Raw genomic sequence first — 25,934 nt, forward strand, 5'->3', positions numbered from 1 at the left:
TTCAGAGGGTAGTTAATTGAACGATATGGCAAAGAATCTGATCCTGTGGTTGATCATCGCGGCTGTCCTGGTGACGGTGATGAACAACTTCTCCAGCCCTAACGAGCCGCAGACCCTCAACTATTCCGACTTCATCCAGCAGGTCAAGGATGGCAAGGTCGAGCGCGTGGCGGTTGATGGCTACGTGATTACCGGCAAACGCAACGATGGCGACAGCTTCAAGACCATTCGTCCGGCGATCCAGGACAACGGCCTGATCGGCGACCTGGTGGATAACCACGTCGTGGTCGAAGGCAAGCAGCCTGAGCAGCAAAGCATCTGGACCCAGCTTCTGGTCGCCAGCTTCCCGATCCTGGTGATCATCGCCGTGTTCATGTTCTTCATGCGGCAGATGCAGGGCGGTGCGGGTGGCAAGGGCGGTCCGATGAGCTTCGGTAAAAGCAAGGCGCGCCTGCTCTCCGAGGATCAGGTGAAAACGACCCTGGCTGACGTTGCCGGTTGCGACGAAGCCAAGGAAGAGGTTGGTGAGCTGGTCGAGTTCCTGCGCGATCCGGGCAAATTCCAGCGCCTGGGTGGCCGCATTCCTCGCGGTGTGCTGATGGTCGGTCCTCCGGGTACCGGTAAAACCTTGCTGGCCAAGGCCATCGCTGGCGAAGCCAAGGTACCGTTCTTCACCATTTCCGGCTCCGATTTCGTCGAAATGTTCGTCGGTGTGGGTGCCAGCCGTGTTCGCGACATGTTCGAACAGGCCAAGAAACACGCTCCATGCATCATCTTCATCGACGAAATCGATGCGGTCGGTCGCCATCGTGGTGCGGGCATGGGTGGTGGTCACGACGAGCGCGAACAGACTCTCAACCAGTTGCTGGTCGAGATGGACGGCTTCGAAATGAATGACGGCATCATCGTGATTGCTGCGACCAACCGTCCAGATGTACTGGACCCTGCGTTGCTGCGTCCAGGCCGTTTCGACCGTCAGGTTGTGGTCGGTCTGCCAGACATCCGCGGTCGCGAACAGATTCTCAAGGTTCACATGCGCAAGGTGCCGATGGGCGACGACGTTGCTCCGGCCGTGATCGCTCGTGGTACTCCAGGCTTCTCCGGTGCCGACCTGGCCAACCTGGTCAATGAGGCATCGTTGTTCGCTGCCCGTGCCGGCAAGCGCATCGTCGAGATGAAGGAATTCGAACTGGCGAAAGACAAGATCATGATGGGTGCCGAGCGCAAATCCATGGTCATGTCCGAGAAGGAAAAACAGAACACGGCTTATCACGAAGCGGGCCACGCCATTGTGGGTCGTGTCGTGCCTGAGCACGATCCGGTGTACAAGGTGTCGATCATCCCGCGCGGTCGTGCGCTGGGTGTAACCATGTTCCTGCCGGAAGAGGATCGTTACAGCCTGTCCAAGCGTGCATTGATCAGCCAGATCTGCTCGCTGTACGGCGGTCGTATCGCTGAAGAAATGACCCTGGGCTTCGATGGCGTGACCACCGGTGCTTCCAACGACATCATGCGCGCCAGCCAGATTGCGCGGAACATGGTGACCAAGTGGGGTCTTTCGGAAAAGCTCGGCCCGCTGATGTACGCCGAAGAAGAGGGTGAAGTGTTCCTTGGTCGCGGCGGTGGCGGTCAGAATGCAAGCTTCTCTGGTGAGACAGCCAAGCTGATCGACTCCGAAGTGCGCAGCATCATCGATCAGTGCTATGGCACGGCGAAGCAGATTCTCACGGACAACCGTGACAAGCTCGATGCGATGGCCGATGCCTTGATGAAGTACGAAACGATCGATGCCGAGCAGATCGACGACATCATGGCGGGTCGTACACCTCGCGAGCCACGCGACTGGTCGGGTGGCACGGGTACTTCCGGCACCCCTCCGGTGGTGCAGGATGAGCGTCCGGAAACACCGATCGGCGGTCCTGCTGCTGACGTATAAGGTTTGAAATGACTTCTGTTCAGTCCTCGACCCGGTTGCCTTGCGGCAACCGGGTTCTTGATTTGGCCCAGACGCATGTCATGGGTATTCTCAATGTCACTCCTGATTCTTTCTCCGATGGTGGCCAATACAGCCAGCTCGACGCGGCCATGCGCCATGCCGAGGCCATGGTGGCGGCCGGCGCGACGCTGATCGATGTCGGCGGCGAATCCACCCGCCCCGGTGCCAGGGCGGTATCGCCGCTGGAGGAGCTGGAACGCGTAGCGCCCATTGTCGAGCGCATCAGTCGCGAGCTTGACGTCATCATCTCGGTCGACACCTCCACGCCAGCCGTCATGCGTGAAACTGCGCGCCTGGGTGCCGGGTTGATCAATGACGTGCGTTCGTTGCGTCGCGATGGTGCGCTGGATGCTGCAGCGGCCACCGGGCTACCGGTTTGCCTGATGCATATGCTGGGAGAGCCGGGCGATATGCAGGACAATCCACAGTATCAGGACGTTACAAGGGAAGTCGGTGAGTTTCTCGCCGAGCGCATGGTCCAGTGTTCATTGGCGGGTATTGCAGCCGAGCGGATCATTCTTGACCCCGGCTTTGGCTTCGCCAAAACCTTGCAGCACAATCTGAGTTTGTTCAAACATATGGAAGCCCTGCATGCCTTGGGGCGGCCCCTGTTGGTCGGGGTTTCACGAAAGAGCATGATTGGTCAGGCGTTGAATCGTCAGGTGGGAGACCGGCTGTACGGTGGTTTGGCGCTCGCGGCGCTGGCTACGGCGAAAGGTGCGCGTATATTGCGCGTCCATGATGTAGCCGAAACAATGGATGTGGTGCGGATGATTGCCGCAGTGGAATCAGCCGAATAAGAATGATGGAGCACTTATGAGCAAAAAATATTTTGGCACCGATGGTATTCGTGGGCGTGTCGGGGAATACCCGATTACTCCTGATTTCATGCTCAAGCTCGGCTGGGCTGCAGGTATGGCGTTCCGCAAGATGGGCGCCTGCAAGGTCCTGGTAGGCAAGGACACCCGGATCTCCGGCTACATGTTCGAGTCTGCGCTTGAGGCGGGGCTTACCTCCGCAGGTGCCGATGTAATGCTCCTTGGTCCGATGCCGACCCCGGCGATTGCCTACCTGACGCGCACCTTCCATGCCGAGGCTGGCATCGTGATCAGTGCGTCGCACAATCCGCATGATGACAATGGCATCAAGTTCTTCTCCGGCAAAGGCACCAAGCTTCCGGATGAAGTCGAGCTGATGATTGAAGAATTGCTCGATACGCCAATGACCGTTGTGGAATCGAGCAAGATCGGCAAGGTGTCGCGAATCAACGACGCGTCAGGACGCTATATCGAATTCTGCAAGAGCAGCGTGCCGACCGGCACCAGTTTCACCGGCCTGAAAATCGTGATCGATTGCGCTCACGGTGCGACTTACAAAGTGGCGCCGAGTGTGTTCCGCGAGTTGGGCGCCGAAGTCGTTGTGCTGTCGGCGCAGCCGAATGGATTGAACATCAACGACAATTGCGGCTCGACCCATATGGGGCAGCTGCAGGCTGCCGTCGTGGCTGAGCAGGCTGATCTGGGTATCGCGTTTGATGGTGATGGTGACCGCGTTCAGATGGTCGATCACACGGGTGCAGTGGTGGATGGCGACGAATTGCTGTTCATCATTGCCCGTGACCTGCATGAGCGCGGCAAGCTGCAGGGCGGCGTGGTCGGAACCCTGATGAGTAACCTGGGGCTGGAGCTGGCCCTGGCCGATCTGGGTATTCCATTCGTGCGTGCCAATGTCGGTGACCGCTATGTCATTGCCGAGCTGTTGGAGCGCAACTGGATCGTGGGTGGTGAAAACTCCGGGCACATCGTGTGCTTCAGCCACACCACCACCGGTGATGCAATCATTGCCGCGCTGCAGGTGTTGATTGCGTTGAGCACGCGTGAGGAAGGCCTGGCGCAGACCCGGCAGGCGCTGCGCAAGTGCCCTCAGGTGCTGATCAATGTGCGTTTCGGTGGCGGCGCAAGCCCTCTCGATCATCCGTCGGTCAAGGAAGCCAGCGAGCGTGTGACCAAGGCCATGGCAGGTCGGGGGCGTGTGCTGTTGCGCAAGTCCGGGACTGAGCCGCTGGTGCGTGTGATGGTCGAGGGCGAAGACGAAGCGCAGGTTCGTGGCTATGCAGAAGAGCTGGCAAAACTGGTTACTGAAGTTTCTGCCTGAATTCGGCTTGCCAGCCATGATTGTGTTGGGTAACATCTGCGCCCACTTTGACCGACGAGGTACAGCATGCGTCGCCCTATGGTAGCTGGTAACTGGAAGATGCACGGTACCCGCGCCAGCGTCGCTGAGCTGATCAACGGCCTTCGTGACCTGGCCTTGCCGGGCAGTGTTGATGTCGCGGTATTCCCGCCTTGCCTGCATATCAATCAAGTGATTGATGGCCTGGAAGGAAAGTCGATTTCGGTCGGCGCGCAGAACTCTGCGGTGGAATCCGGACAAGGTGCGTTGACCGGTGAAGTTGCACCGAGTCAGTTGGTGGATGCAGGTTGTTCCCTGGTGCTTGTCGGGCACTCCGAGCGCCGCCAGATCATGGGCGAGCAGGACGGAATGCTGATCCGCAAGTTCGCAGCGGCACAGGCATGTGGCTTGATTCCGGTGTTGTGCATAGGGGAAACCCTTGAGCAGCGTGAAGCCGGAAAGACTCTTGAGGTTGTCTCGCGTCAGCTGGGCAGTATCATAGAGGAGCTGGGTGTCGGTGCCTTTGCCAAGGCAGTGATCGCTTACGAGCCGGTCTGGGCCATTGGCACCGGACTGACTGCAACGCCACAACAGGCGCAGGATGTGCATGCAGCCATTCGCGCCCAGTTGGCGGCAGAGAATTCTGAGGTCGCACAAGGTGTGCGGCTTCTATACGGCGGCAGCGTGAAGGCGGCCAATGCGGTCGAACTGTTCGGCATGCCGGATATCGATGGGGGTCTCATTGGTGGGGCTTCCCTGAATGCAGATGAGTTCGGTGCGATTTGTCGCGCCGCGGGAAACTGAAAAAATGCTGGAAACAGTCGTAGTCGTTTTTCATCTGCTGGGTGCATTGGGCGTAGTAGCTCTGGTTTTGCTGCAGCAGGGTAAAGGTGCGGACGCTGGCGCGTCTTTCGGAGCAGGTGCATCAAATACTGTGTTCGGAAGCCAAGGTTCCTCTACCTTTCTTAGTAAGTTTACTGCTATACTTGCCGCAGGTTTTTTCATGACCAGCTTGGGGTTAGGTTACTTTGCTAAAGAGAAGGCTCACCAGCTGACTCAAGCAGGTCTGCCAAATCCAGCGGTACTGGAAGTTCCAAAGCAACAACCGGCTTCTGATGATGTCCCGGTGCTTCAAGAGCAAAAGTCGGCTACTCCAGCGACTGACGTGCCTCCAGCTCAAGAGCAGAAGTAAGAAGGGTTTCAAACGTAGTATTGCCGAGGTGGTGGAATTGGTAGACACGCAACCTTGAGGTGGTTGTGCCCATAGGGTGTAGGGGTTCGAGTCCCCTTCTCGGTACCAATTAGTCAGGAGAGCCCGCTGTTGCGGGCTTTCTTGCAGGTGGAAGGTTACATTGACCCTGTAGGGGATCGGTCGTATACTTCCGCCCCAGCTTTGTCGCGGGGTGGAGCAGTCTGGTAGCTCGTCGGGCTCATAACCCGAAGGTCGTCGGTTCAAATCCGGCCCCCGCAACCAGTTTAAGGAGCCCCTTTTAAGGGGCTTTTTGTTAGCTGGACACTTTCTACGCCGCTGTTCAACGGCGTTTCAAGGATGGGCGTTTAGCCCATTTTTTTATTTTGCATAGCATGCACATACATGCACTAGGGGGTTCAGGTGTCGAGCAAGCTAGAAGAGTTGCAGGCCTTGCTGGCCCCGGTGGTCGTGGCCCTAGGCTATGAATGCTGGGGTATTGAGTTTTCGGCCCAGGGTCGCCACTCAATGTTGCGCGTTTATATCGATAAAGAAGGCGGCGTGCTGGTGGACGATTGCGCCATCGTCAGCCGTCAGATCAGCGGTGTTCTGGATGTTGAAGATCCAATCTCCGTTGAATACACCCTTGAAGTTTCCTCGCCTGGCATGGAACGCCCGCTGTTCACTCTTGAGCAGTTTGCAAAATTTGCCGGTGAACAAGTGAAGATCAAGTTGCGCTCGCCTTTTGAAGGACGACGCAACTTTCAGGGCCTTCTGCGCGGCGTAGAAGAGCAGGATGTCGTGGTGCAGGTAGAAGACCATGAGTTCCTGTTGCCGATCGATATGATCGACAAGGCCAACATTATTCCCAGTTTTGACTGAGGCGTGCCAGATACTGCGGATCCCGCGGATCCAATGGCTTGCGAAAGGCGAGGCGTACGATGAGCAAAGAAGTACTGCTGGTTGTTGAGTCGGTATCCAACGAAAAGGGTGTACCGGCAAACGTTATTTTTGAAGCGCTGGAGCTGGCCCTGGCCACTGCTACCAAAAAGCGTTTCGAAGACGAAGTTGATCTGCGTGTGGAAATCAATCGCCACACGGGTGCATACGAGACATTCCGTCGCTGGACGGTCGTCGAAGAAGCAGACCTGGACGATCCGGCCATCGAAACCTGGCCGAGCAAGGTTGCCGAAACGCACCCTGGCGCCAAGGTCGGTGACGTCGTCGAAGAGAAAATCGAGTCCATCGAGTTCGGCCGCATTGCTGCACAGACTGCCAAGCAAGTCATCGTGCAGAAAGTTCGCGAAGCCGAGCGCGCTCAGGTTGTTGACGCTTACCGCGAGCGCCTGGGTGAAATCATCTCCGGCACCGTGAAAAAAGTCACCCGCGACAACGTGATCGTTGATCTGGGCAACAACGCTGAAGCGTTGCTGGCCCGTGAAGACATCATTTCTCGCGAAACTTTCCGGGTTGGCGTGCGTCTGCGTGCGCTGCTCAAGGAAATCCGCACCGAGAACCGCGGCCCGCAGCTGATCCTGTCGCGTACCGCGCCGGAAATGCTGATCGAGTTGTTCCGCATCGAAGTGCCGGAAATTGCCGAAGGCCTGATCGAAGTGATGGCTGCGTCCCGTGATCCGGGTTCGCGCGCCAAGATCGCCGTTCGCTCCAAAGACAAACGCATCGACCCGCAAGGCGCTTGCATCGGTATGCGCGGTTCGCGCGTCCAGGCAGTGTCGGGTGAGTTGGGCGGTGAGCGTGTTGACATCGTTCTGTGGGACGACAACCCGGCTCAGTTCGTGATCAACGCCATGTCCCCGGCTGAGGTTGCGGCAATTATCGTTGACGAAGATGCCCACGCAATGGACATCGCCGTTGGCGCAGACAATCTGGCTCAGGCCATCGGTCGCGGTGGTCAGAACGTGCGTCTGGCCAGCCAGTTGACTGGCTGGACCCTGAACGTGATGACCGAATCGGACATCCAGGCTAAGCAGCAAGCAGAAACCGGCGACATCCTGCGCAACTTCATCGACGAGCTGGAAGTCGACGAAGAACTGGCTCAGGTGCTGGTTGATGAAGGCTTCACCAGCCTGGAAGAGATTGCCTACGTACCGTTGGAAGAAATGCTCAACATCGACGGCTTTGACGAGGAAATCGTCAACGAGCTTCGCGCTCGTGCCAAGGATCGCTTGTTGACCAAAGCCATCGCTACTGAGGAAAAGCTGGCAGACGCCCATCCGGCCGAAGACCTGCTCTCGCTTGAGGGTATGGACAAGGATTTGGCGATGGAACTGGCGGTGCGCGGCGTAATTACCCGCGAAGACCTGGCCGAGCAGTCTATTGACGACCTGCTCGACATCGACGGCATTGACGATGATCGTGCCGGCAAGTTGATCATGGCCGCCCGAGCCCACTGGTTCGAGTAATTAGGCGCGGCCTGAGGAGAGAAGTGCATGACGCAAGTCACGGTGAAACAACTGGCCGATGAGGTCAAAACACCGGTAGAGCGCCTGTTGCAGCAGATGCGTGAGGCAGGTCTGCCGCACACCGCCGCCGAAGAACATGTGACTGACAGTGAGAAGCAATCTTTGCTGACTCACTTGAAAAGCAGCCACAAGGCGAAAGTGGAAGAACCACGCAAGATTACGCTGCAGCGTAAAACCACCAGCACCCTGCGTGTTGCTGGCAGCAAAAGCATCAGCGTTGAAGTACGCAAGAAGAAAGTCTTCGTACAGCGCAGCCCGGAAGAAATCGAAGCCGAGCGCAAGCGTGAACTGGATGAACGTCGCGCAGTAGAAAATGCTGCACGTCAGAAGGCTGAAGAAGAAGCCAAGCGTCGCGCCGAAGAAGAAGCGCGTCGCCAGCCTGCTGCTGCGCCGACCGCTCCTGTTGAAGCTGTTGCAGCGCCTGTTGCGGTTGCCGAGCCTGTGCGCGAAAGCGCTCCGGTCGTTGCGGCTGCCCCGGCTCCTGCGGCGGACACTCGCAAGCGCGACGAACAGCGTCGTCCGGACAAGCCACGTGCCGACGACAACAATCGTCGCGGTGGCGGCGATGGCGAGCGCAAAAACGCTCCGCATCGTGCTTCGGTCAAGGAAAAGGCGCCTGCTCCACGTGTTGCCCCACGTACTACCGACGAAGAAAGCGATGGCTTCCGTCGTGGTGGTCGCGGCAAGGCCAAGCTGAAGAAACGCAACGCCCACGGTTTCCAGAGCCCAACCGGCCCTGTCGTGCGCGAAGTGAAGATCGGCGAGACCATCACTGTTGGCGATCTCGCTCAGCAGATGTCGGTCAAGGCTGCTGAAATCATCAAGTTCATGTTCAAACTGGGTACCCCGGCGACCATCAACCAGGTACTGGATCAGGAAACTGCCCAGCTGGTTGCCGAAGAGCTGGGCCACAAAGTGACCCTGGTCAGCGACACCGCCCTGGAAGATTCCCTGGCCGAGTCCCTGAAGTTTGAAGGTGAAGCGGTTTCCCGTGCGCCGGTCGTGACCGTAATGGGCCACGTTGACCACGGTAAGACTTCCCTGCTCGACTACATCCGTCGTGCCAAGGTTGCTGCTGGCGAAGCCGGTGGTATCACCCAGCACATCGGTGCGTACCACGTTGAAACCGACCGTGGCATGGTGACGTTCCTCGACACCCCAGGTCACGCCGCGTTTACCGCGATGCGTGCCCGTGGTGCCAAGGCGACCGACATCGTGATCCTGGTGGTTGCAGCGGACGACGGCGTAATGCCGCAAACCATCGAAGCTGTTCAGCACGCTCAGGCTGCTGGCGTTCCGCTGGTTGTCGCTGTGAACAAGATCGACAAGCCAGGTGCTGACCTCGATCGCATCCGTAGCGAACTGTCGGTACACGGCGTGACGTCGGAAGAGTGGGGTGGTGACACGCCATTCGTACCGGTTTCGGCGAAAATGGGTACTGGCGTCGACGAGTTGCTCGAAGCGGTACTGCTGCAAGCCGAGGTCCTGGAACTGACTGCAACTCCGTCGGCTCCTGGTCGTGGTGTCGTGGTCGAGTCCCGTCTGGACAAGGGCCGCGGCCCGGTGGCTACCGTTCTGGTTCAGGACGGTACCCTGCGTCAGGGCGACATGGTCCTGGTCGGTTCGAACTATGGCCGCGTTCGCGCCATGCTCGACGAGAACGGCAAGCCAATCAAGGAAGCCGGTCCGGCCATCCCTGTCGAGATCCTCGGCCTGGACGGTACTCCGGACGCTGGCGACGAGATGAGCGTGGTTGCCGACGAGAAGAAAGCCCGTGAAGTGGCTCTGTTCCGTCAAGGCAAGTTCCGCGAAGTCAAACTGGCTCGCGCTCACGCCGGCAAGCTGGAAAACATCTTCGAAAGCATGGGTCAGGAAGAGAAGAAGACGCTCAACATCGTCCTCAAATCCGACGTCCGTGGTTCGCTGGAAGCGTTGAACGGCGCCTTGAATGGCCTGGGTAACGACGAAGTGCAAGTGCGTGTGGTCGGTGGCGGTGTCGGTGGTATCACCGAATCCGACGCCAACCTGGCACTGGCCTCCAACGCTGTACTGTTCGGCTTCAACGTGCGTGCCGATGCCGGCGCGCGCAAGATCGTCGAGCAGGAAGGTCTGGACATGCGTTACTACAACGTGATCTACGACATCATCGAAGACGTCAAGAAAGCCCTGACCGGTATGCTCGGCAGCGATGTTCGCGAGAACATCCTGGGTATCGCCGAAGTGCGTGACGTGTTCCGTTCGCCGAAGTTTGGCGCGATCGCCGGTTGCATGGTTATCGAAGGTGTCGTTCACCGTAACCGTCCAATCCGTGTACTGCGTGAAGACATCGTTATCTTCGAAGGCGAGCTGGAATCCCTGCGCCGCTTCAAGGATGACGCTTCCGAAGTACGTGCCGGCATGGAATGCGGTATCGGCGTGAAGAGCTACAACGACGTCAAGGTCGGTGACAAGATCGAAGTCTTCGAGAAGGTGCAGGTTGCTCGCAGCCTCTAATTCGCGCACTTCAAGAGCCGTGACGGGTAGCCGCATGCAAGTGCGCAGCTCGTCACCAGGACTCTAAACGCAACGCCCGGTCTGGCTTTTGTCAGGCCGGGCGTTTGCCGCTTTCAGACCTCACGGGTTTCACCGTGGGGCAGTAACAGGTAACAATACATGGCAAAAGAATACAGCCGTACCCAACGTATCGGCGATCAGATGCAGCGCGAGCTGGCACAACTGATCCGTCGTGAAGTCAAAGACCCGCGCGTCGGCCTGGTCACCATTACCGCAGTGGAAGTCAGCCGTGACGTCGGTCACGCCAAGATCTTCATCACCGTGATGGGTCAGGACAGCGCCGAAGAAATCGCACAAAGCATCAAGGTGCTGAACTCTGCCGCCGGTTTCCTGCGCATGCAGCTGGCTCGCGAGATGAAGCTGCGCAGCGTTCCACAGCTGCACTTCCACTACGACGAAAGCGTCGTGCGTGGTGCGCATCTGTCGGCATTGATCGAACGCGCAGTGGCTGAAGACAATCAGCATCCGGTTGCGGCAGAAGCCGAAGACACCAAGGAGTAATCGGTGGCTCAGGTCAAACGTATCCGTCGTAACGTCAGCGGCATTATCCTGCTCGACAAGCCGCTGGGGTTTACCTCCAACGCGGCCTTGCAGAAGGTTCGCTGGTTGCTGAACGCCGAAAAGGCAGGTCATACCGGCAGTCTCGATCCCCTGGCCTCCGGCGTTTTGCCGTTGTGCTTCGGCGAGGCGACCAAGTTCTCGCAATACCTGCTCGATTCCGACAAGGGTTATGAAACCCTGGCGCAGCTGGGCAAGACGACCACCACGGCGGATGCCGAAGGTGAAGTTCTGCAGGAGCGCCCGGTGACCGTTGGTCGCGCCGACATCGAGGCTGTACTGCCGAAATTTCGTGGGCAAATCAGTCAGATACCGCCGATGTACTCGGCACTCAAGCGTGATGGCCAGCCGCTGTACAAGCTGGCTCGTGCAGGCGAAGTAGTGGAGCGCGAACCGCGTTCTGTTACTATTACGCGCTTGGAATTGCTGGCCTTCGAAGGTGATACTGCGCGGCTGGCGGTGGATTGCAGCAAAGGCACCTATATCCGTACCCTGGTGGAGGATATCGGTGAGCAACTCGGTTGTGGCGCTTACGTTGCAGAACTGCGACGTACCCAGGCCGGGCCATTCACCCTGGCGCAGACGGTTACTCTGGAAGAGCTGGAAGCGGTACATGCCGAAGGCGGCAACGAAGCGGTCGATCGCTTCCTGATGCCATCGGACAGCGGCCTGCTGGATTGGCCACTGTTGCAGTTCTCGGAAGCGAGCGCGTTCTACTGGCTCAACGGCCAGCCGGTACGTGCCCCGGATGCTCCGAAGTTCGGCATGGTGCGGGTACAGGATCACAATGGTCGCTTCATCGGTATCGGTGAAGTGAGCGAAGACGGGCGTATCGCGCCGCGTCGACTGATTCGGTCAGAATGACCGGAACCGGCCTGTGTAACAGCAGGTCGGCGAGTGTGGCTGTTAACAGGCGCGGTCACTACTCATTTATAGATACAGGGATTTGTCCCTGGCCTGTTGAAACTGTTTTTCTGAAACAGTTTCCTGATAAAAGGATTGCCTCATGGCTCTCGACGTTCAAGAAAAAGCTCAAATCGTTGCTGACTACCAGCAAGCCGTTGGTGACACTGGTTCGCCAGAAGTGCAAGTTGCACTGCTGACCGCCAACATCAACAAACTGCAAGGTCACTTCAAGGCCAACGGTAAAGACCACCACTCCCGTCGTGGTCTGATCCGCATGGTTAACCAGCGTCGTAAGCTGCTGGACTACCTGAAAGGCAAGGACGTGAGCCGTTACAGCGCTCTGATCGCTCGCCTGGGTCTGCGTCGCTAATAAGCGATTGCGCTAGAGGTTGGTTGTCTGTCGTGCGTCAGCGGGTTTCCCGCCAGCGCATGGCAGGCTTCCAGCCTCAAGTTTTATCTGGATACCTGCTTTACCTGTGTGAGTGTACTCCGGACAACCGGTCGGGCCGATTCCCGGCGTTGCCCAAGAATTTCGCAAGAAACCAGTTCCCCCAAGAGCCACAAAGAAGGTAGGACACCGTGAACCCGGTAATTAAAAAATTCCAGTTCGGTCAGTCGACCGTTACCCTCGAGACTGGCCGTATCGCCCGTCAGGCCTCCGGCGCAGTATTGGTCACCGTTGACGACGACGTCAGCGTATTGGTGACCGTAGTCGGTGCCAAGCAAGCCGATCCAGGCAAGGGCTTCTTCCCTCTGTCTGTTCACTACCAGGAAAAGACTTACGCTGCCGGCAAGATCCCTGGCGGTTTCTTCAAGCGCGAAGGCCGTCCTTCCGAGAAAGAAACCCTGACTTCCCGACTGATCGACCGTCCGATCCGTCCGCTGTTCCCAGAAGGCTTCATGAACGAAGTGCAGGTTGTCTGCACCGTCGTTTCCACCAGCAAGAAGACCGATCCGGACATCGCTGCGATGATCGGTACCTCGGCTGCCCTGGCCATCTCCGGCATTCCGTTCGATGGCCCGATCGGCGCTGCACGCGTTGCGTTCCACGAAAGCACCGGCTACCTGCTGAACCCGACTTACGAGCAACTGGCTGCTTCGAGCCTGGACATGGTCGTCGCCGGTACTTCGGAAGCCGTTCTGATGGTTGAATCGGAAGCCAAAGAGCTGACCGAAGACCAGATGCTGGGCGCCGTACTGTTCGCCCACGACGAGTTCCAGGCCGTGATCCAGGCCGTCAAGGAGCTGGCTGCCGAAGCTGCCAAGCCAACCTGGACCTGGGCTCCACAAGCCGAAGCCACCGAACTGCTGGGCGCCATCCGTGCCGAGTTCGGCGAAGCGATCTCCCAGGCTTACACCATCACCGTCAAGGCCGACCGTTACGCTCGCCTGGGCGAGTTGAAGGATCAGGTCGTTGCCAAACTGTCCGGTGAAGAAGGCCAGCCTTCCGCTGCCGACGTCAAAGCGGCTTTCGGCGAAATCGAATACCGCACCGTTCGCGAAAACATCGTAAACGGCAAGCCACGTATCGACGGTCGCGACACTCGCACCGTGCGTCCGCTGAACATCGAAGTCGGCGTTCTGCCAAAAACCCACGGTTCGGCCCTGTTCACCCGTGGCGAAACCCAGGCTCTGGTAGTCGCGACGCTGGGCACCGCCCGTGACGCACAGCTGCTGGACACCCTGGAAGGCGAGAAAAAAGACCCGTTCATGCTGCACTACAACTTCCCTCCGTTCTCGGTGGGCGAGTGTGGTCGCATGGGTGGCGCTGGTCGTCGCGAAATCGGTCACGGCCGTCTGGCCCGTCGTTCGGTTCAGGCCATGCTGCCTGCCGCTGACGTGTTCCCGTACACCATCCGTGTCGTGTCGGAAATCACCGAATCCAACGGTTCGAGCTCGATGGCTTCCGTTTGCGGTGCTTCCCTGGCCCTGATGGACGCCGGTGTGCCGATGAAGGCGCCGGTTGCCGGTATCGCCATGGGTCTGGTTAAAGAAGGTGAGAAATTCGCCGTCCTGACCGACATCCTGGGTGACGAAGACCACCTGGGCGACATGGACTTCAAGGTAGCCGGTACCGCCAAAGGCGTCACCGCGCTGCAGATGGACATCAAGATCAAGGGCATCACCGAAGAGATCATGGAAATCGCTCTGGGCCAAGCCCTGGAAGCGCGCCTGAACATCCTCGGCCAGATGAACCAGATCATTGGCCAGTCGCGTACCGAACTGTCGGCCAACGCTCCGACCATGATCGCGATGAAGATCGACACCGACAAGATCCGTGATGTCATCGGTAAAGGCGGCGCGACCATTCGTGCGATCTGCGAAGAGACCAAGGCTTCGATCGACATCGAAGACGACGGTTCGATCAAGATCTTCGGCGAAACCAAGGAAGCGGCTGAAGCAGCACGTCAGCGCGTTCTGGGTATCACCGCTGAAGCCGAAATCGGCAAGATCTACGTGGGCAAGGTTGAGCGCATCGTCGACTTCGGCGCATTCGTCAACATCCTGCCGGGCAAGGACGGTCTGGTTCACATCTCCATGCTGAGCGATGCTCGCGTTGAGAAAGTGACCGACATCCTGAAAGAAGGCCAGGAAGTGGAAGTGCTGGTACTGGACGTGGACAACCGCGGCCGTATCAAACTGTCCATCAAGGACGTGGCAGCGGCCAAGGCTTCGGGCGTTTAATCACGCTCCACGCCTGACTGCTTCAACGTTGTAAAAAAATGCCCCGCCGTGAAAACGGTGGGGCATTTTTTTGTTTGTAGATCACAGAGATGATTGGCAACGTTGCCGGAGCCGAAACTCAGTGCTAGGTTTAGCCCACAGCCCGTGTAGCTCAGCCGGTAGAGCAGCGCACTCGTAACGCGAAGGTCGCAGGTTCGATTCCTGTCTCGGGCACCAATAGTATGATTTCAGAGGTTCCCGTAAACACCTGAAACCTAGAGAAACCGGCCTTATAGCCGGTTTTTTTGTGTCTGAATATCCTCGTATGTTCCTGTACAGCCCCAAGATTTAGGTATATATCGGTTCGATATCGAGGCGTATACCTATGGCGCGCACCGTCCCCCCCTTACCGACCCCAAGTGCGAGGCCGCCAAGCCCCGCACAAAGGACTACACCCTGTTCGACGGGCAAGGGCTTTTTTGCTTGTAAAGGCTACCGGCACCAAGGTCTGGCGCTTCAAGTATAAAAAGCCAAGCGGTAAGCCCGGTCTGGCTACGTTCGGCAACTACCCGGCCCTCAATCTGAAAGCCGCCCGTGCACGTCGAGTTGCTGGCACATAACCAAGACCCCATCGAGAGCGCTAAGCAAGCAAAGATCGAGGCGGCCAGTGAAGCGGGGCATACCTTTGAGACGGTGGCCCGGGAATGGCACGCCAGCATGGCCGGCAAATGGTCGAAGTACCACGCGGTCAGGGTGCTGAAAGAGATTGAGGTCGATCTTTTCTCTGGTCGAGTCCGGCCTATGGTCGCGTGACGCGATTGAACGGCAAATGAGCCACCAAGAGTGCAACGGCGTGCGCGCGGCCTGTATCCACAAGGCTGAGCACTTGGAAGAGCGCCGACTGATGATGACGTGGTGGGCTGAGTACTTGGACGCCAACCGGGAAAAGCACATCACGCCCTATGATTTTGCACATCAGGACATTGAAGAGGGCATTGTGATGGCGCGGGGGGTGTAAATGGCTGAGTCAGGGACTGATCGCTGGAAGGCTGTGCCTGACGAGGATGATCCTCGGAAGCTTGTCTTGGCATGGGACCCTTCTGCAAACGATGATCTGGACGAGCTTTTCGCTCGGGTAAGGGATAGGACTTCGTCGAAAGAGGACCATGCTTTTTTTGATTTTTCGATGCTCGATCGCTTCATTAGCCGGGTTTACAGGGGCGAACAGGTCGAGCCTTGGATACTCCAGTGGATGGCGGATACTTTTACAAAGTATTGATGGGCGTCTATCCAGATATCAGCCTTAAGGACGTCCGCGAACCGTGCGCCGTCGTGTTCGCCTGTACCTGATCCGTGTTACTTCGTCCGGGCGGGCCAGATGATCGCATCGATCAGGCCGGACGGCGGTTTCTTGTTGTCGAGTCCGGTGGGTGGAAACTCCCCCGCGCGCGGCTGACGGTAGGTGCCGAACAGCACGTCGAAGATCGGAAACAGCCCTGCGAAATTGCAGTCGTAGTGCTCAGGCAGTGCCGAGTGGTGAATGCGTTGATATTGCGGCGAGTTCAGAGCGAACGACATGCGGCCGAAGCCAATTCGGATATTCATGTGGGAGAACACGTTGTAGAAGCTGATGGCCGCGTATAGGCCGACGATGGCGGAATTTGCTTTGAAGATCACCCCGGTCAGCATGTAGATCGTCAGCATCTTAATCCCGTATTCAGCCCAATGATGCCGGCTGGTAGTGGTTGCGTTTAGCGCCGTATCGCTGTGGTGGAACGAATGCATGGCCCACATCACCGGAAACCGATGCTGCGCACGATGGAATAGGTACTCCATGAAGTCGAGCGTGAAAGCATAAAGCAGAAAGCCGAACAGTAGCCCCCAACCAGTGCTCGGCAGATCGATCCAACCACCACCTGCAGCATTGACGGCGACAACGGTGGCAGCGGAGACAAACGGAACAATTGCGGCCTGCGCCAAGGCGTACAACAGCGTGTAGACCAGATTAAAGCCAACCGACCTTAATGGTTGCACCTGGGCTGGATTGATGCGCTCGATGAGAAGGGCGATCACGAAGATGGCCAACAGCGGGAGGGTACCGAGTAAGGTGGCTTTAATGTCCATATTGATCTGCTCTTCTCAACGTAGTGTCTTACGAACAGCGGTGTTTGGTATTTTTTTGTATTATCGACCTGGCCGCTTCTTGTCCTTAGTCACCACATCAACCATCCGCTTCGGCGATTTTTTATGATAGTAGCCCATGACCACTCCACAACAAGCCGCCGCGACGCTTCATCGACTGGAAGGGTAGATTAAAACCCTGGAGCCTTCGCCTCAAAGACCGGCCCCTGTCCGTTTCAACCATAAATTCATGGTTTTTTGGAAAATAGCCGTCTTGGGCGAGCATGAGGAAGTGCCGGGAGGTGCGGCGTCAAAAGTTTGAGCGTTCGCAGTATCGGCCGCTGCGGCCAAACTATTTTTCCATCTCTTCAAAACGTGCATTCCTAACCACCATCCCTAAACGGGGAGAGCAATGATGGTCACAATCGCCACCCGGCGACGGCAAAACGGGGGAGGGCGTCGGCATTGGCGACCGACTGGAGGCGGAAAAATAAGGGTACTTCCCGTTTTAGGTATACGTTTAGGTATACATGGCGAGCTTAATAATATTGAGGTCCAGCAATTAAGTGGTCTTTAGATAGTATGTTCGACCCCTGTCTCGACCAGATCCCCTCGGTTATTTCACCTTTCTGCTCAAGTCCTCGACGGTACGCTTGAGGTTATCGAGTTCGCGGTCCTGATCGCTGACTTCCCGCTTCAGGCTGGAAATCTCACTGCTGTTTGAACTGGAGCTGGAGCCGCTATTGCGTTTGAGTTCTTCAACCTGCTTGCCGAGGTTGTTGATGTCGCGCTCCTGTTCGGCCACCGTGCGCTTGAGTTCGTCGATTTCCTTGCTGCTGGAGCTTGAGCTGGAACCGCTGCTGCGCTTGAGCTCTTCGATCTGCCGGGTCTGATTGTTGATCGTCTCCTGCATTTCTTTCAGATCGTCGACGCTGTATTCGCTTCTGATGAGTACCTCTTTGCCGTATTCATTGTGAATGACCGTGAACCTGTCGCCAGAGGACGTGTAGCCGCTACTCAATTCAACACTGGCCAGTGCGGTTCCCGGCAGCGCCAGGGCCCCCAGCAAGGTTGTCATCACCGTTGCGGACAGAACAGACGAAAACTTCGAAAAGCTGTGCATCACTGAGGTTCCTTGTGAAGTGCCGACATGGCACATTGCTATGACTCTGAATATGAATTTATGTTCCAGTCGCCATCAACACATCGTGTGCACAACTTTTTGCAGGGAGATGTAAAGAGTCGTGTAAATCGTCCGACAAACATCCTATATTCGGAGCCTGCATGAGCTTCGCCCAGCAGTTTTCAGATGATCCCGAATGGTTCTGAAGGCCAGACAGACCGGACTACAAGCGGTTCTTCTGCGTCAGAGAGATCCTTGATGATCCAGATCCATCTTCCATTCCCCAGATCAGCGAGAACAACATGACCGTTAAAGAGATGACCCAGCAAGCCCGACACGAAGAAGCGCTGAAGAAGTACGTGCTGGATGCTCCCGAACTGATGGACGAGATCAAGGACTTGAGTCCCGATGATCAGAAAGACCAGATTCAATGGGCGTTCGAGGATGAGGCGGAAGCCCAGGGCTTGCAGCCGTGGGAGTTGACGCTCAAGTACACCACCACCCCGGAAGAGTACGAGGTTGAGCGCCTGAAGCTGCATAAAGAAGCGGCCGAAGTGCTGGGCGTCGAGTGGGAAGAGTACTGCGAGATGAACAATCTGGTGGTTTGACACTCATGCAGGAGCGAGCTTGCTCGCGATGGACTAAAGAACGCCGCGTGCATCCAGGAAACACGCGTCATCGTTAACGACCATCGCGAGCAAGCTCGCTCCTGCAGTTTGGCAACTCACATACGTGTGATCAGAGACTCAGGCGCATCGACAGATCGACCGCCTTCACATCCTTGGTCATTGCACCGATCGAAATGTAATCCACTCCGGTCTGTGCAATCGGCAGCAACGTACTTTCGTTGATCCCGCCGCTGGCCTCCAGTTTGGCTTTGCCGGCATTCAGGCGCACGGCTTCGCGCATGTCGTCCAGGCTCAGTTCGTCGAGCATGATGATGTCGGCACCGGCTGCCAGCGCTTCTTTCAGTTCATCCAGGCTTTCCACTTCAATCTCGACCGGTTTGCCCGGGGCGATCTTGTGCGCGGCGGCAATCGCCTGCGCGATGCCGCCGCTGGCGGCGATGTGGTTTTCCTTGATCAGGAAGGCGTCATACAGGCCGATGCGGTGGTTGTGGCAACCGCCGCAGGTCACTGCGTACTTTTGCGCCAGGCGCAGCCCCGGCAGCGTTTTGCGGGTGTCGAGCAGCTTGACCTGAGTCTCGGCCACGAAGTCTGCCAGGTATTGCGCGCGGGTCGTTACGCCGGAGAGCAATTGCAGGAAGTTCAGGGCGCTGCGTTCGCCGGTCAGCAGTGAGCGCGCAGGGCCTTCGAGGTGGAACAGCACCTGATTGGGCGTCACCCGTTCGCCGTCGGCAACTTGCCAGTGCACCGCCACTCGCGGATCGAGCTGCCGAAACACCGCATCGACCCAGGCGGTGCCGCTGATGACGGCTGCGTCGCGGGTAATGATGGTGGCTTTGGCCAGGCGTTCGGCCGGGATCAACTGCGCGGTGATGTCGCCGCTGCCGATGTCTTCACGCAACGCACGGCGCACGTTGGCTTCGATTTCGGCGGTCAGATCGGCGAGACGTAGATTCGGCATAACGGACTCCACAAACAAAGTGGCTCGATTATAGGGCCATGTCAGCGACCAACCCAAGGCATCAGCGCGTTACGTTGGCGCTGGTGCCTGCATTTGGTCGAAACCCTGGCGTTGTCGGCGTTGGCCGTCGATTCCGAACAAGCGCCTGTTTCAGATCGGCAACCTCAAGCGCCTTAAACGCGGCAAGTGATCGCGCCGCGATGGATTATCGCGGCATACTGTGCCAACACAGTCGACGTTGAAGGAGTCGGTATGCAGTTGGACCCCGCGAGCGGTTGGTGTCAGGGTGTGCGTTTATGCCCTTCACCCAACTTCAATGCGCGCCCCGAGGGCGAGATTTCCCTGCTGGTGATCCACAACATCAGTCTGCCGCCCGCGCAATTTCAGACCGGCAAGGTGCAGGAATTTTTCCAGAATCGTCTGGATGTCACGGAACATCCCTACTTTGCAGGGATCGCCGACCTGCGAGTATCTGCGCACTTTCTGATTGAACGTGACGGCACCGTCACTCAGTTTGTCTCTTGTCTTGAGCGCGCCTGGCACGCCGGCGTCTCGTGTTTCGAGGGGCGGGAAACCTGTAACGATTTTTCCGTAGGCATCGAACTGGAAGGTACGGATGATCTGCCGTTCACCGATGCCCAATATGAGACGTTGACGGCCCTGACCCGGCAGCTGCAAAGCGCCTTCACGGGCATTACCGCACAACGCATCTGCGGGCATAGCGACATTGCCCCTGGGCGCAAAACCGATCCGGGGCCGGCGTTCGACTGGGCACGCTATCGGGCCGCACTGGCAAAAGAGGAAGGACGATGAGTTTTCTGGTGTTGCTGTTGGCAGTGTGGATCGAGAAGTTTTCGGCCTTGCGCCATCGCGTTCAGCGCGATAGTGGATGGACACACAAGCTGAACAGGCTTGAGGCCAGCCCGCGACTTTCGGACCGGCCATGGCTGGTGTTGTCGGTGATGGTCTTGTTGCCGGTGGCGTTGCTGGGTTTGCTGCTGGTCATCATCGAGCCGGTGGCCTACGGCTTGCTGGCGTTGCCGATCCATTTGCTGGTGGTGATCTACAGCCTGGGGCGCGGTGATCTGCTGGGCGACCTCGGGCCGTTCCGCGATGCCTGGCGTCGGGAGGACCTGCAAGCCGCGGCCCATGTCGCCAAGCGCGACCTGGATATCTGCGCGGACAGTGGCGAGCAACTGCTTGAACAGGTCGAAGGGCATTTGCTGTGGGAGGCGTACCACAGCTTTTTCGCGGTGATTTTCTGGTACTTCCTGCTGGGGCCGGTCGCGGCGCTGAGCTATCGGCTGCTGGCGCTGGCCGAAGAGCACGGGAAAAGTCCTGCGGTGGTCGAACGCGCCGGGCAACTGCGTCATGCCTTCGACTGGGTGCCGGTGCGTCTGCTGGCGGCGAGCCTGGCGTTGGTCGGCAATTTTGTCGCGGTCAGTCGGGTCATGTTGCATGAGCTGCTGAACTGGAACATCAGCGCCGCGCAATTGATCGAGAAAATCGGGCTGGTGGCCGGTGAAATTCCGGCACCGGTGGCTGGCGCAGAAGGTATCAACAACCTGGACCGTATCTGGGAACTGCTGCTGCGTGCTGCGGTGCTCTGGTATGCCGGGTTTGCGCTGTGGACGGTCCTGTCATAGCGCTGTAGTCAGAGCAGTCTCCCCTCGCAACAGGGTGATCACTTGTCCGAAGTGCATCGCCCTGTCGTTAACCTTAAGTTACAAAACCTCCTGCCGATTTAAGTTATACAGAGATAGCGCCGAATAGTGGCTATCTGCTCCCGGTCTGCGCCTGCCAATAAAAAAAATAAAAAACTGAAGGGAGACATCCAGTGAAGAGCTTGCTCTATCCCGCTGTCGCACTGATGAATCGCCTGAGCTTCGGCATGAAGTTCAGCCTGATCAGCGTACTGTTCCTGGTGCCGATGCTGGTGACCAACTTCTATCTGGTGCGTGACTCCTACCGCGAATTCCAGGGCACGCGCATCGAACTGCAAAGTCTCGACCTGTTGGGCAGCAGCCTGACGTTACGGCGCGATCTGGAAACCCTGAACAACCTGGTACAGATCAATGTCAGCCTCGGCCAATCCGGCAAGGCCGGCAATGTCGAATCGAAAATCAGCGCCCTTGAGCAGAGTATTCTGACTCGCTTGCAAGGGCTGACGGCGATGACCAGCGATCCGGAGCAGGTCGCGGTGTTTGATGGCAAGCGCGATGAAATGGTCGCCGCATTCAAGGCCCAGCAAACGGAAACCTCCCTTCAAAGCAAAAGCGCCTTGATTGGCAAGCTGGTGGGGAGCGCGCAGGTTTTCAGCCAGCTCATCACCAGCCAGGCGGGCTTGAGTCGCGACAACCAGAGCGACATGCGCCAGTTGAGCGAACTCGTCACCCTCGTCACGCCACGCGTCACCCAGATTCTGGGTGAAGGTCGGGCAATGGGCTCTTATTCGTTGGGGCAGGGGTTCATCAACTCGGCTTCGAGCACCCGTTTCGATGAATTGCTGGCGCAGATTGAAAAGCTCCAGGCCGAGTATGGCTTGAAGTTGCAGGATGCCCTGGGTTCCAGCAGAGCCGCACGCGATACCTTGGCCGCTCAGGCCGATAGCAGCCGGGCATCCTTGAAGAAAGCCAGCGAGCTGTTCGAAGAACAAGTGGTCATGGCCGACACCCTCGATGCGCCGTGGCAGGGTTTTTACGATCAAGTCAGCGCCCTGATGGACCAGACTTACCAACTCAACGAAGCGACCCTGAAGTATCTGGGCCCGCAGTTGCAGCAACGCCTGGAACAGAACCGCACGCACATGGTCTTGCAGGCGGTGGCGTTATCGGTCGTGTTCGTGTTGATCTTCTATCTCTACGGCGCTTTCTATGCCTCGACCCGCACCACGCTCAAGCGCCTGGGGGCGGTGATGGACAAGGTGGCGGCGGGGGACATGACCGTGACCTTCAGCGCCCACAGCCGCGATGAGCTGGGGGAGTTGGGCGAGGTGTTCAACGGTACGGTGAAAAAAATCCATGACCTGATCGAGCGGGTGGGGCAGACCGTCAGCGAAGTCGAGCGTCAGGCCGGGCAAGTGGAAAACGTTTCCGCGCAAAGCAACCAGGCCGTTGCCGGGCAGCGCACGCAGATCGAACAGGTGGCCACGGCCATGAACCAGATGTCGGCCACGTCCCAGGAAGTGGCGCGCAGCGCCGCGGCGGCGGTGAGCAGTGCCCACAGTGTCAACGATGAGACCATCAGCGGTCGCGGTCTGGTGGAGTCGCAGCAAGGCAGCATTGCCGCGCTGGCCAGCGAGATCGATCAATCGGTGCTGGTGATCAATCAACTGGCCAGCGACAGCCAGTCCATCAGCCGCGTGCTCGAAGTGATCAAGAGCATCGCCGAACAGACCAACCTGCTGGCGCTCAATGCCGCCATCGAGGCGGCTCGGGCTGGTGAGCAGGGCCGTGGTTTCGCCGTGGTGGCCGATGAAGTCCGGACCCTGGCCAAACGGACCCAGCAATCGACCGAAGAAATCGAGCAGATGATCGCCAAGCTCCATGGCGGTGTCGGCGCGGCGGTCAAGGCCATGGGCACCAGCCATGAAATGGCCAACGGCACGGTGGGGCAATCGGAGAAGGTCCAGCAGGCGCTGGAAAACATTCTGGGAGCGGTCGGCATGATCGTCGACCAGAACCAGCAGATTGCCGCCGCGGTGGAGCAGCAAACTGCCGTGGCCCACGACATCGACCAGAACATCGTCGAGATCAATCGCGCCGGCGAGCGCACCGCTGAAGGCGCACACCAGACCGAAGATGCCAGCCGGGCGTTGTCGGCTCAGGTCGTCGAGTTGAAACAGTTGATCAGTGCATTCCGGGTCTGAAATTCTCCTCGGGACCCTGTGGGAGCGGGCTTGCCCGCGAAAGCGATCGTTCAGTCACATTGATGCTGAGTGTGCCGCCATCTTCGTCGGAACGCCGCCCGGACCAAGCCCGCTTCCACAGGTTTGGTGTACTGTCAGAATGTTTTGTAATACTTTTTCCCTTTCCTGGTGGGAGTCATCCTGATTCTCTCCGTGCGCTGGTTTTTGGATTTCAATCAAGGAAGATCTACGCCGCTTAGCGCAAGGAGGAAACCGGTTATGTCTGTTGCGACAACAGGAGTCCAGGGGCGCTGTGCGCATTGTCAGCGCACATTGCGGCTTCAACCCTGGCAACTCAATGCCATCGCTATCAATGAAGCGTTTGCCTGTGCCCACTGCCAGAAACACCTTCAGTTACGTTGCCCGGAACAGATCAGGCGCTTCAAGTCGCTCGACTCTTTTTCGCTGTTGCGCGCCAGCCTGCGGATGATGGTCTGCACCGCCTTGCTGGTGGCGTTGGTGATGGAGTGGCTGGGTATGCTCAGCGTCATCGAGCAGCTGAATGCTTCGCTGATTGCCATATTCGTGTATTTCGCGGTGGTGCGTTACTTCCGCAGGCGCCAGCACCTGACGCTGATCCTGGAGGCCGCCAGGGCTCACGCCGACTGATTACCAGCCGAACACTTCGCAGCTGTTGGCGGTGCTGGCAGCCGCCAGTTGTTCCGGGCTGATTGCCATCCATTGCGCCAGTGCCGCGCAGATCGCCGGCAAGTGTGCCGGGCTGTTGCGCTGGCCGGGGAACATGGCGGGTGCCATGTCCGGCGAGTCGGTTTCAAGCACCACCGAGTCCAGCGGTAACTGCGCCAGCACGCGGTGCATGCGCAGGGCCTGGGGCCAGGTCGGGGCGCCGCCAAGGCCAAGCTTGAAACCGAGCTTGATGTATTCGCGAGCCTCTTCCTGGCTGCCGGCGAAGGCGTGGATGATGCCGGCCCGTTTCAGGCGAAACCGTTTGAGCGTGGCAATCACCGCCGCATGGCTACGCCGTACATGGATCAATGCCGGCAGATCGAAATCCGCCGCCAGTTGCAATTGCGCCTCGAACAACGCCTGCTGACGGTCGCGATCCAGGGTTTCGATGAAGTAATCCAGGCCGATCTCGCCCACCGCACACAGTTGCCGATGGCCAGCCAGGCGTGTCAGCCAGTCACCGAGTTCGCTCAGGTGTTGCGGTCGATGATCGTCCAGATACACCGGGTGCAACCCGAACGCGGCGTGCAGGTCGGGGTCGCTCTGCACCAGCTCCCAGACCCGCTGCCAATTGGCCTGATAAACCCCCAGCACCACGATCCGCCGTACCCCGAGGGCGCGGCTGTCGGCCAGCAGCGCCTGGCGGTCGGCGTCGAAGTCCGGAAAATCCAGATGGGTGTGGGTGTCGATCAGCTCCACGGTTCAATCCTGGCGAATACGCTGCTTGAACGTCCGCGCGATGGCTTGTACGCCGGGCCGGTAATCCGACTGCTCGATGGCGGCCACGGCCAGCGCGAGGGCCTTGTCGGCGATCAGTTGATGTTGCTGGGCCATGGCGTTGACCGGTAGTGGCAGGAAGTCCAGCAACTGGGTGTCGCCGAACGTGCCGAGGCGCAGCGGACGGTTTTTCAGCGGGAAGTCGTGCAGCGCATCGAACACGCCCTGCAGCAGCACGTAGGATGTGGTCACCAGGGCATCGGGTAAATGGCCCAGACGCTGCAGCAACTCTTCCATCAATTGTTTACCGCACTCGCGGCTGAAGGACTCACCTTCTTCGATCAGCACCTCACCGTTGAACCCGGCGAGAGCCTCTTTGAAGCCAGCGGCACGCTCCCGGCTGATGCTCAGCTCCGGGCGGGCGCCGATCAGCGCGATCTGCCTGGGCAGCGGCTCCAGCAGGCTGCGGGTCAGTTGCAGGCTGGCCTCGCGGTCGTCGCTGATCACCGAACAGAAATGCTCGGGCTCCATGACCCGGTCGATGGCGATGATCGGGATGCCCTTGGCCTGCAATTGGCGATAGCTGTCGTCGCCGGCCGGCAGGCAGCTGGCAACGATCAGTGCGTCGCAACGCCGGGCGCGGAACAGTTGCAGCAATTGCCGTTCGCTGTCCGGTGCATCGTCGGAACTGGCGATCAGCAACTGATAACCCCGGGCTCGCGCGCCTTGCTCCAGCAACTTGGCGATTCGCGCGTAACTGGGGTTTTCCAGATCCGGCAGAATGAATCCCAATGTGCGCGTGTGTCGGCTGCGCAAACCGGCGGCCTGTGGGTTGGGCGTGAAGCCATGTTGTTCGACGACCGCACGCACGCGTTCGACAGTGGCGCTGCTGATGCGCTGTTGTTCGGCCTTGCCATTGATGACATAGCTGGCGGTGGTGACGGACACACCGGCCAACTGGGCGATATCACTGAGTTTCAACCCGCTGTTTCCTTGTTTTTTCGAGATTGCCTCGACATTTTCGTCAATCCTAACCGATTAAGGCAGGTGACCATTGTCGCAACGCATCCGACAAGTTGAGCTTCAAGGATGGGACATTATCGAGTAACGTGCCATTCAATCTAGATTAAACGTTTCAGCAAGCGTATTTTCTACGTTATAGGCGCCTTTGGTCGGTTCTGCCGTGAAACCGCCAAAAGTGACGACCAGGCGCCAAGGCTGGCTTATTCAAAACAATACCTGGCGCCCCAAGTCGCCAAAAAGGAGAAAGC

24 protein-coding genes, 3 tRNA genes and 1 pseudogene are annotated in these 25,934 nt (G+C 58.2%); 23 read left to right on the top strand and 5 right to left on the bottom strand.

The features are described from left to right. Positions 1-25: 25 nt before the first annotated feature. The 18 genes and pseudogenes from ftsH to AC06G5_RS03620 form a co-directional block, all read left to right on the top strand. Positions 26-1,936 carry an ATP-dependent zinc metalloprotease FtsH gene (gene ftsH, locus AC06G5_RS03535; protein ID WP_033047686.1) on the top strand — a complete coding sequence of 637 codons (1,911 nt, stop codon included), beginning with the start codon at positions 26-28 and terminating at the stop codon, positions 1,934-1,936. Between the two features lie 8 nt (positions 1,937-1,944). After that, a complete protein-coding gene (gene folP, locus AC06G5_RS03540) occupies positions 1,945-2,796 on the top strand; it encodes a dihydropteroate synthase (protein WP_413421605.1) in 852 nt (283 codons plus the stop codon). A 16-nt stretch (positions 2,797-2,812) separates the two neighbouring features. Next, entirely contained in the window at positions 2,813-4,150 is a 1,338-nt protein-coding gene (gene glmM / locus AC06G5_RS03545; RefSeq protein WP_413703602.1) for a phosphoglucosamine mutase, read from the top strand. Positions 4,151-4,216: 66 nt separating this feature from the next. After that, complete coding sequence (gene tpiA, locus AC06G5_RS03550; protein ID WP_008018782.1) at positions 4,217-4,972, top strand: triose-phosphate isomerase; 756 nt, start codon at positions 4,217-4,219, stop codon at positions 4,970-4,972. A 4-nt stretch (positions 4,973-4,976) separates the two neighbouring features. Next, on the top strand, positions 4,977-5,360 hold the full coding sequence (gene secG / locus AC06G5_RS03555; protein WP_057398830.1) for a preprotein translocase subunit SecG: 384 nt from the start codon (positions 4,977-4,979) through the stop codon (positions 5,358-5,360). 22 nt (positions 5,361-5,382) lie between these two features. Continuing rightward, positions 5,383-5,468, top strand: a tRNA-Leu gene (locus AC06G5_RS03560). A 97-nt stretch (positions 5,469-5,565) separates the two neighbouring features. After that, positions 5,566-5,642, top strand: a tRNA-Met gene (locus AC06G5_RS03565). Between the two features lie 138 nt (positions 5,643-5,780). Beyond that, positions 5,781-6,239 (top strand): ribosome maturation factor RimP, encoded by a 459-nt coding sequence (gene rimP, locus AC06G5_RS03570; RefSeq protein WP_007973115.1) that lies wholly within the window; start codon positions 5,781-5,783, stop codon positions 6,237-6,239. A 59-nt stretch (positions 6,240-6,298) separates the two neighbouring features. Continuing rightward, positions 6,299-7,780 carry a transcription termination factor NusA gene (nusA, locus tag AC06G5_RS03575; RefSeq protein ID WP_007988680.1) on the top strand — a complete coding sequence of 494 codons (1,482 nt, stop codon included), beginning with the start codon at positions 6,299-6,301 and terminating at the stop codon, positions 7,778-7,780. A 27-nt stretch (positions 7,781-7,807) separates the two neighbouring features. Then, a complete protein-coding gene (infB, locus tag AC06G5_RS03580) occupies positions 7,808-10,333 on the top strand; it encodes a translation initiation factor IF-2 (RefSeq protein ID WP_413421600.1) in 2,526 nt (841 codons plus the stop codon). Positions 10,334-10,492: 159 nt separating this feature from the next. Further along, positions 10,493-10,894, top strand: a complete 402-nt coding sequence (rbfA, locus tag AC06G5_RS03585; RefSeq protein WP_007973108.1) for a 30S ribosome-binding factor RbfA — start codon at positions 10,493-10,495, stop codon at positions 10,892-10,894. A 3-nt stretch (positions 10,895-10,897) separates the two neighbouring features. Then, positions 10,898-11,815, top strand: a complete 918-nt coding sequence (truB, locus tag AC06G5_RS03590) for a tRNA pseudouridine(55) synthase TruB (protein WP_008018780.1) — start codon at positions 10,898-10,900, stop codon at positions 11,813-11,815. Positions 11,816-11,957: 142 nt separating this feature from the next. Beyond that, positions 11,958-12,227: a 30S ribosomal protein S15 gene (gene rpsO / locus AC06G5_RS03595; RefSeq protein ID WP_011332409.1), complete on the top strand. Its 270-nt coding sequence runs from the start codon at positions 11,958-11,960 to the stop codon at positions 12,225-12,227. Positions 12,228-12,436: 209 nt separating this feature from the next. Further along, complete coding sequence (gene pnp / locus AC06G5_RS03600; protein WP_008018779.1) at positions 12,437-14,542, top strand: polyribonucleotide nucleotidyltransferase; 2,106 nt, start codon at positions 12,437-12,439, stop codon at positions 14,540-14,542. Between the two features lie 140 nt (positions 14,543-14,682). After that, positions 14,683-14,758, top strand: a tRNA-Thr gene (locus AC06G5_RS03605). A 182-nt stretch (positions 14,759-14,940) separates the two neighbouring features. Beyond that, positions 14,941-15,141: an Arm DNA-binding domain-containing protein gene (locus tag AC06G5_RS03610; RefSeq protein WP_413421597.1), complete on the top strand. Its 201-nt coding sequence runs from the start codon at positions 14,941-14,943 to the stop codon at positions 15,139-15,141. Beyond that, entirely contained in the window at positions 15,116-15,334 is a 219-nt protein-coding gene (locus tag AC06G5_RS03615) for a hypothetical protein (protein ID WP_413421743.1), read from the top strand. The genes AC06G5_RS03610 and AC06G5_RS03615 overlap by 26 nt, the downstream gene beginning before the upstream one ends. After that, positions 15,303-15,539, top strand: a pseudogene (locus AC06G5_RS03620) (integrase); the annotation flags it as partial. The gene AC06G5_RS03615 and the pseudogene AC06G5_RS03620, both read left to right, overlap by 32 nt. 338 nt (positions 15,540-15,877) lie before the next feature. Here AC06G5_RS03620 and AC06G5_RS03625 read toward each other — a convergent pair. After that, on the bottom strand, positions 15,878-16,645 hold the full coding sequence (locus AC06G5_RS03625; protein ID WP_480458992.1) for a sterol desaturase family protein: 768 nt from the start codon (positions 16,643-16,645) through the stop codon (positions 15,878-15,880). A 613-nt stretch (positions 16,646-17,258) separates the two neighbouring features. Continuing rightward, a complete protein-coding gene (locus tag AC06G5_RS03630) occupies positions 17,259-17,765 on the bottom strand; it encodes a hypothetical protein (RefSeq protein WP_413703601.1) in 507 nt (168 codons plus the stop codon). A gap of 302 nt (positions 17,766-18,067) precedes the next feature. Here AC06G5_RS03630 and AC06G5_RS03635 point away from each other — a divergent pair, with 302 nt between their 5' ends. After that, the gene (locus tag AC06G5_RS03635) at positions 18,068-18,373 is read left to right on the top strand and encodes a DUF6388 family protein (protein WP_413703600.1); all 306 of its coding nucleotides are present in this window, start codon (positions 18,068-18,070) and stop codon (positions 18,371-18,373) included. 130 nt (positions 18,374-18,503) lie between these two features. On the opposite strand, the gene nadC is transcribed toward AC06G5_RS03635, so the two are convergent. Beyond that, on the bottom strand, positions 18,504-19,352 hold the full coding sequence (gene nadC, locus AC06G5_RS03640) for a carboxylating nicotinate-nucleotide diphosphorylase (RefSeq protein ID WP_413703599.1): 849 nt from the start codon (positions 19,350-19,352) through the stop codon (positions 18,504-18,506). 252 nt (positions 19,353-19,604) lie between these two features. On the opposite strand from nadC, the gene ampD reads away from it, so the two are divergent. The 4 genes from ampD (at position 19,605) to AC06G5_RS03660 (ending at position 23,868) form a co-directional block, all read left to right on the top strand. Beyond that, a complete protein-coding gene (ampD, locus tag AC06G5_RS03645) occupies positions 19,605-20,165 on the top strand; it encodes a 1,6-anhydro-N-acetylmuramyl-L-alanine amidase AmpD (RefSeq protein ID WP_413421587.1) in 561 nt (186 codons plus the stop codon). Then, positions 20,162-20,998, top strand: a complete 837-nt coding sequence (gene ampE, locus AC06G5_RS03650; protein ID WP_413421585.1) for a regulatory signaling modulator protein AmpE — start codon at positions 20,162-20,164, stop codon at positions 20,996-20,998. The genes ampD and ampE overlap by 4 nt, the downstream gene beginning before the upstream one ends. 1,517 nt (positions 20,999-22,515) lie before the next feature. Next, entirely contained in the window at positions 22,516-23,220 is a 705-nt protein-coding gene (locus AC06G5_RS03655) for a methyl-accepting chemotaxis protein (protein ID WP_480459853.1), read from the top strand. Positions 23,221-23,478: 258 nt separating this feature from the next. Beyond that, positions 23,479-23,868 carry a hypothetical protein gene (locus AC06G5_RS03660; protein ID WP_413421583.1) on the top strand — a complete coding sequence of 130 codons (390 nt, stop codon included), beginning with the start codon at positions 23,479-23,481 and terminating at the stop codon, positions 23,866-23,868. Here AC06G5_RS03660 and AC06G5_RS03665 read toward each other — a convergent pair whose 3' ends face one another. Further along, positions 23,869-24,645 (bottom strand): TatD family hydrolase, encoded by a 777-nt coding sequence (locus AC06G5_RS03665; RefSeq protein WP_413703598.1) that lies wholly within the window; start codon positions 24,643-24,645, stop codon positions 23,869-23,871. It lies immediately after the preceding gene. A 3-nt stretch (positions 24,646-24,648) separates the two neighbouring features. Next, positions 24,649-25,644, bottom strand: a complete 996-nt coding sequence (cra, locus tag AC06G5_RS03670) for a catabolite repressor/activator (RefSeq protein WP_413421579.1) — start codon at positions 25,642-25,644, stop codon at positions 24,649-24,651. Positions 25,645-25,934: the final 290 nt, after the last annotated feature.

This window comes from Pseudomonas sp. WT-JTC, assembly GCF_056711565.1.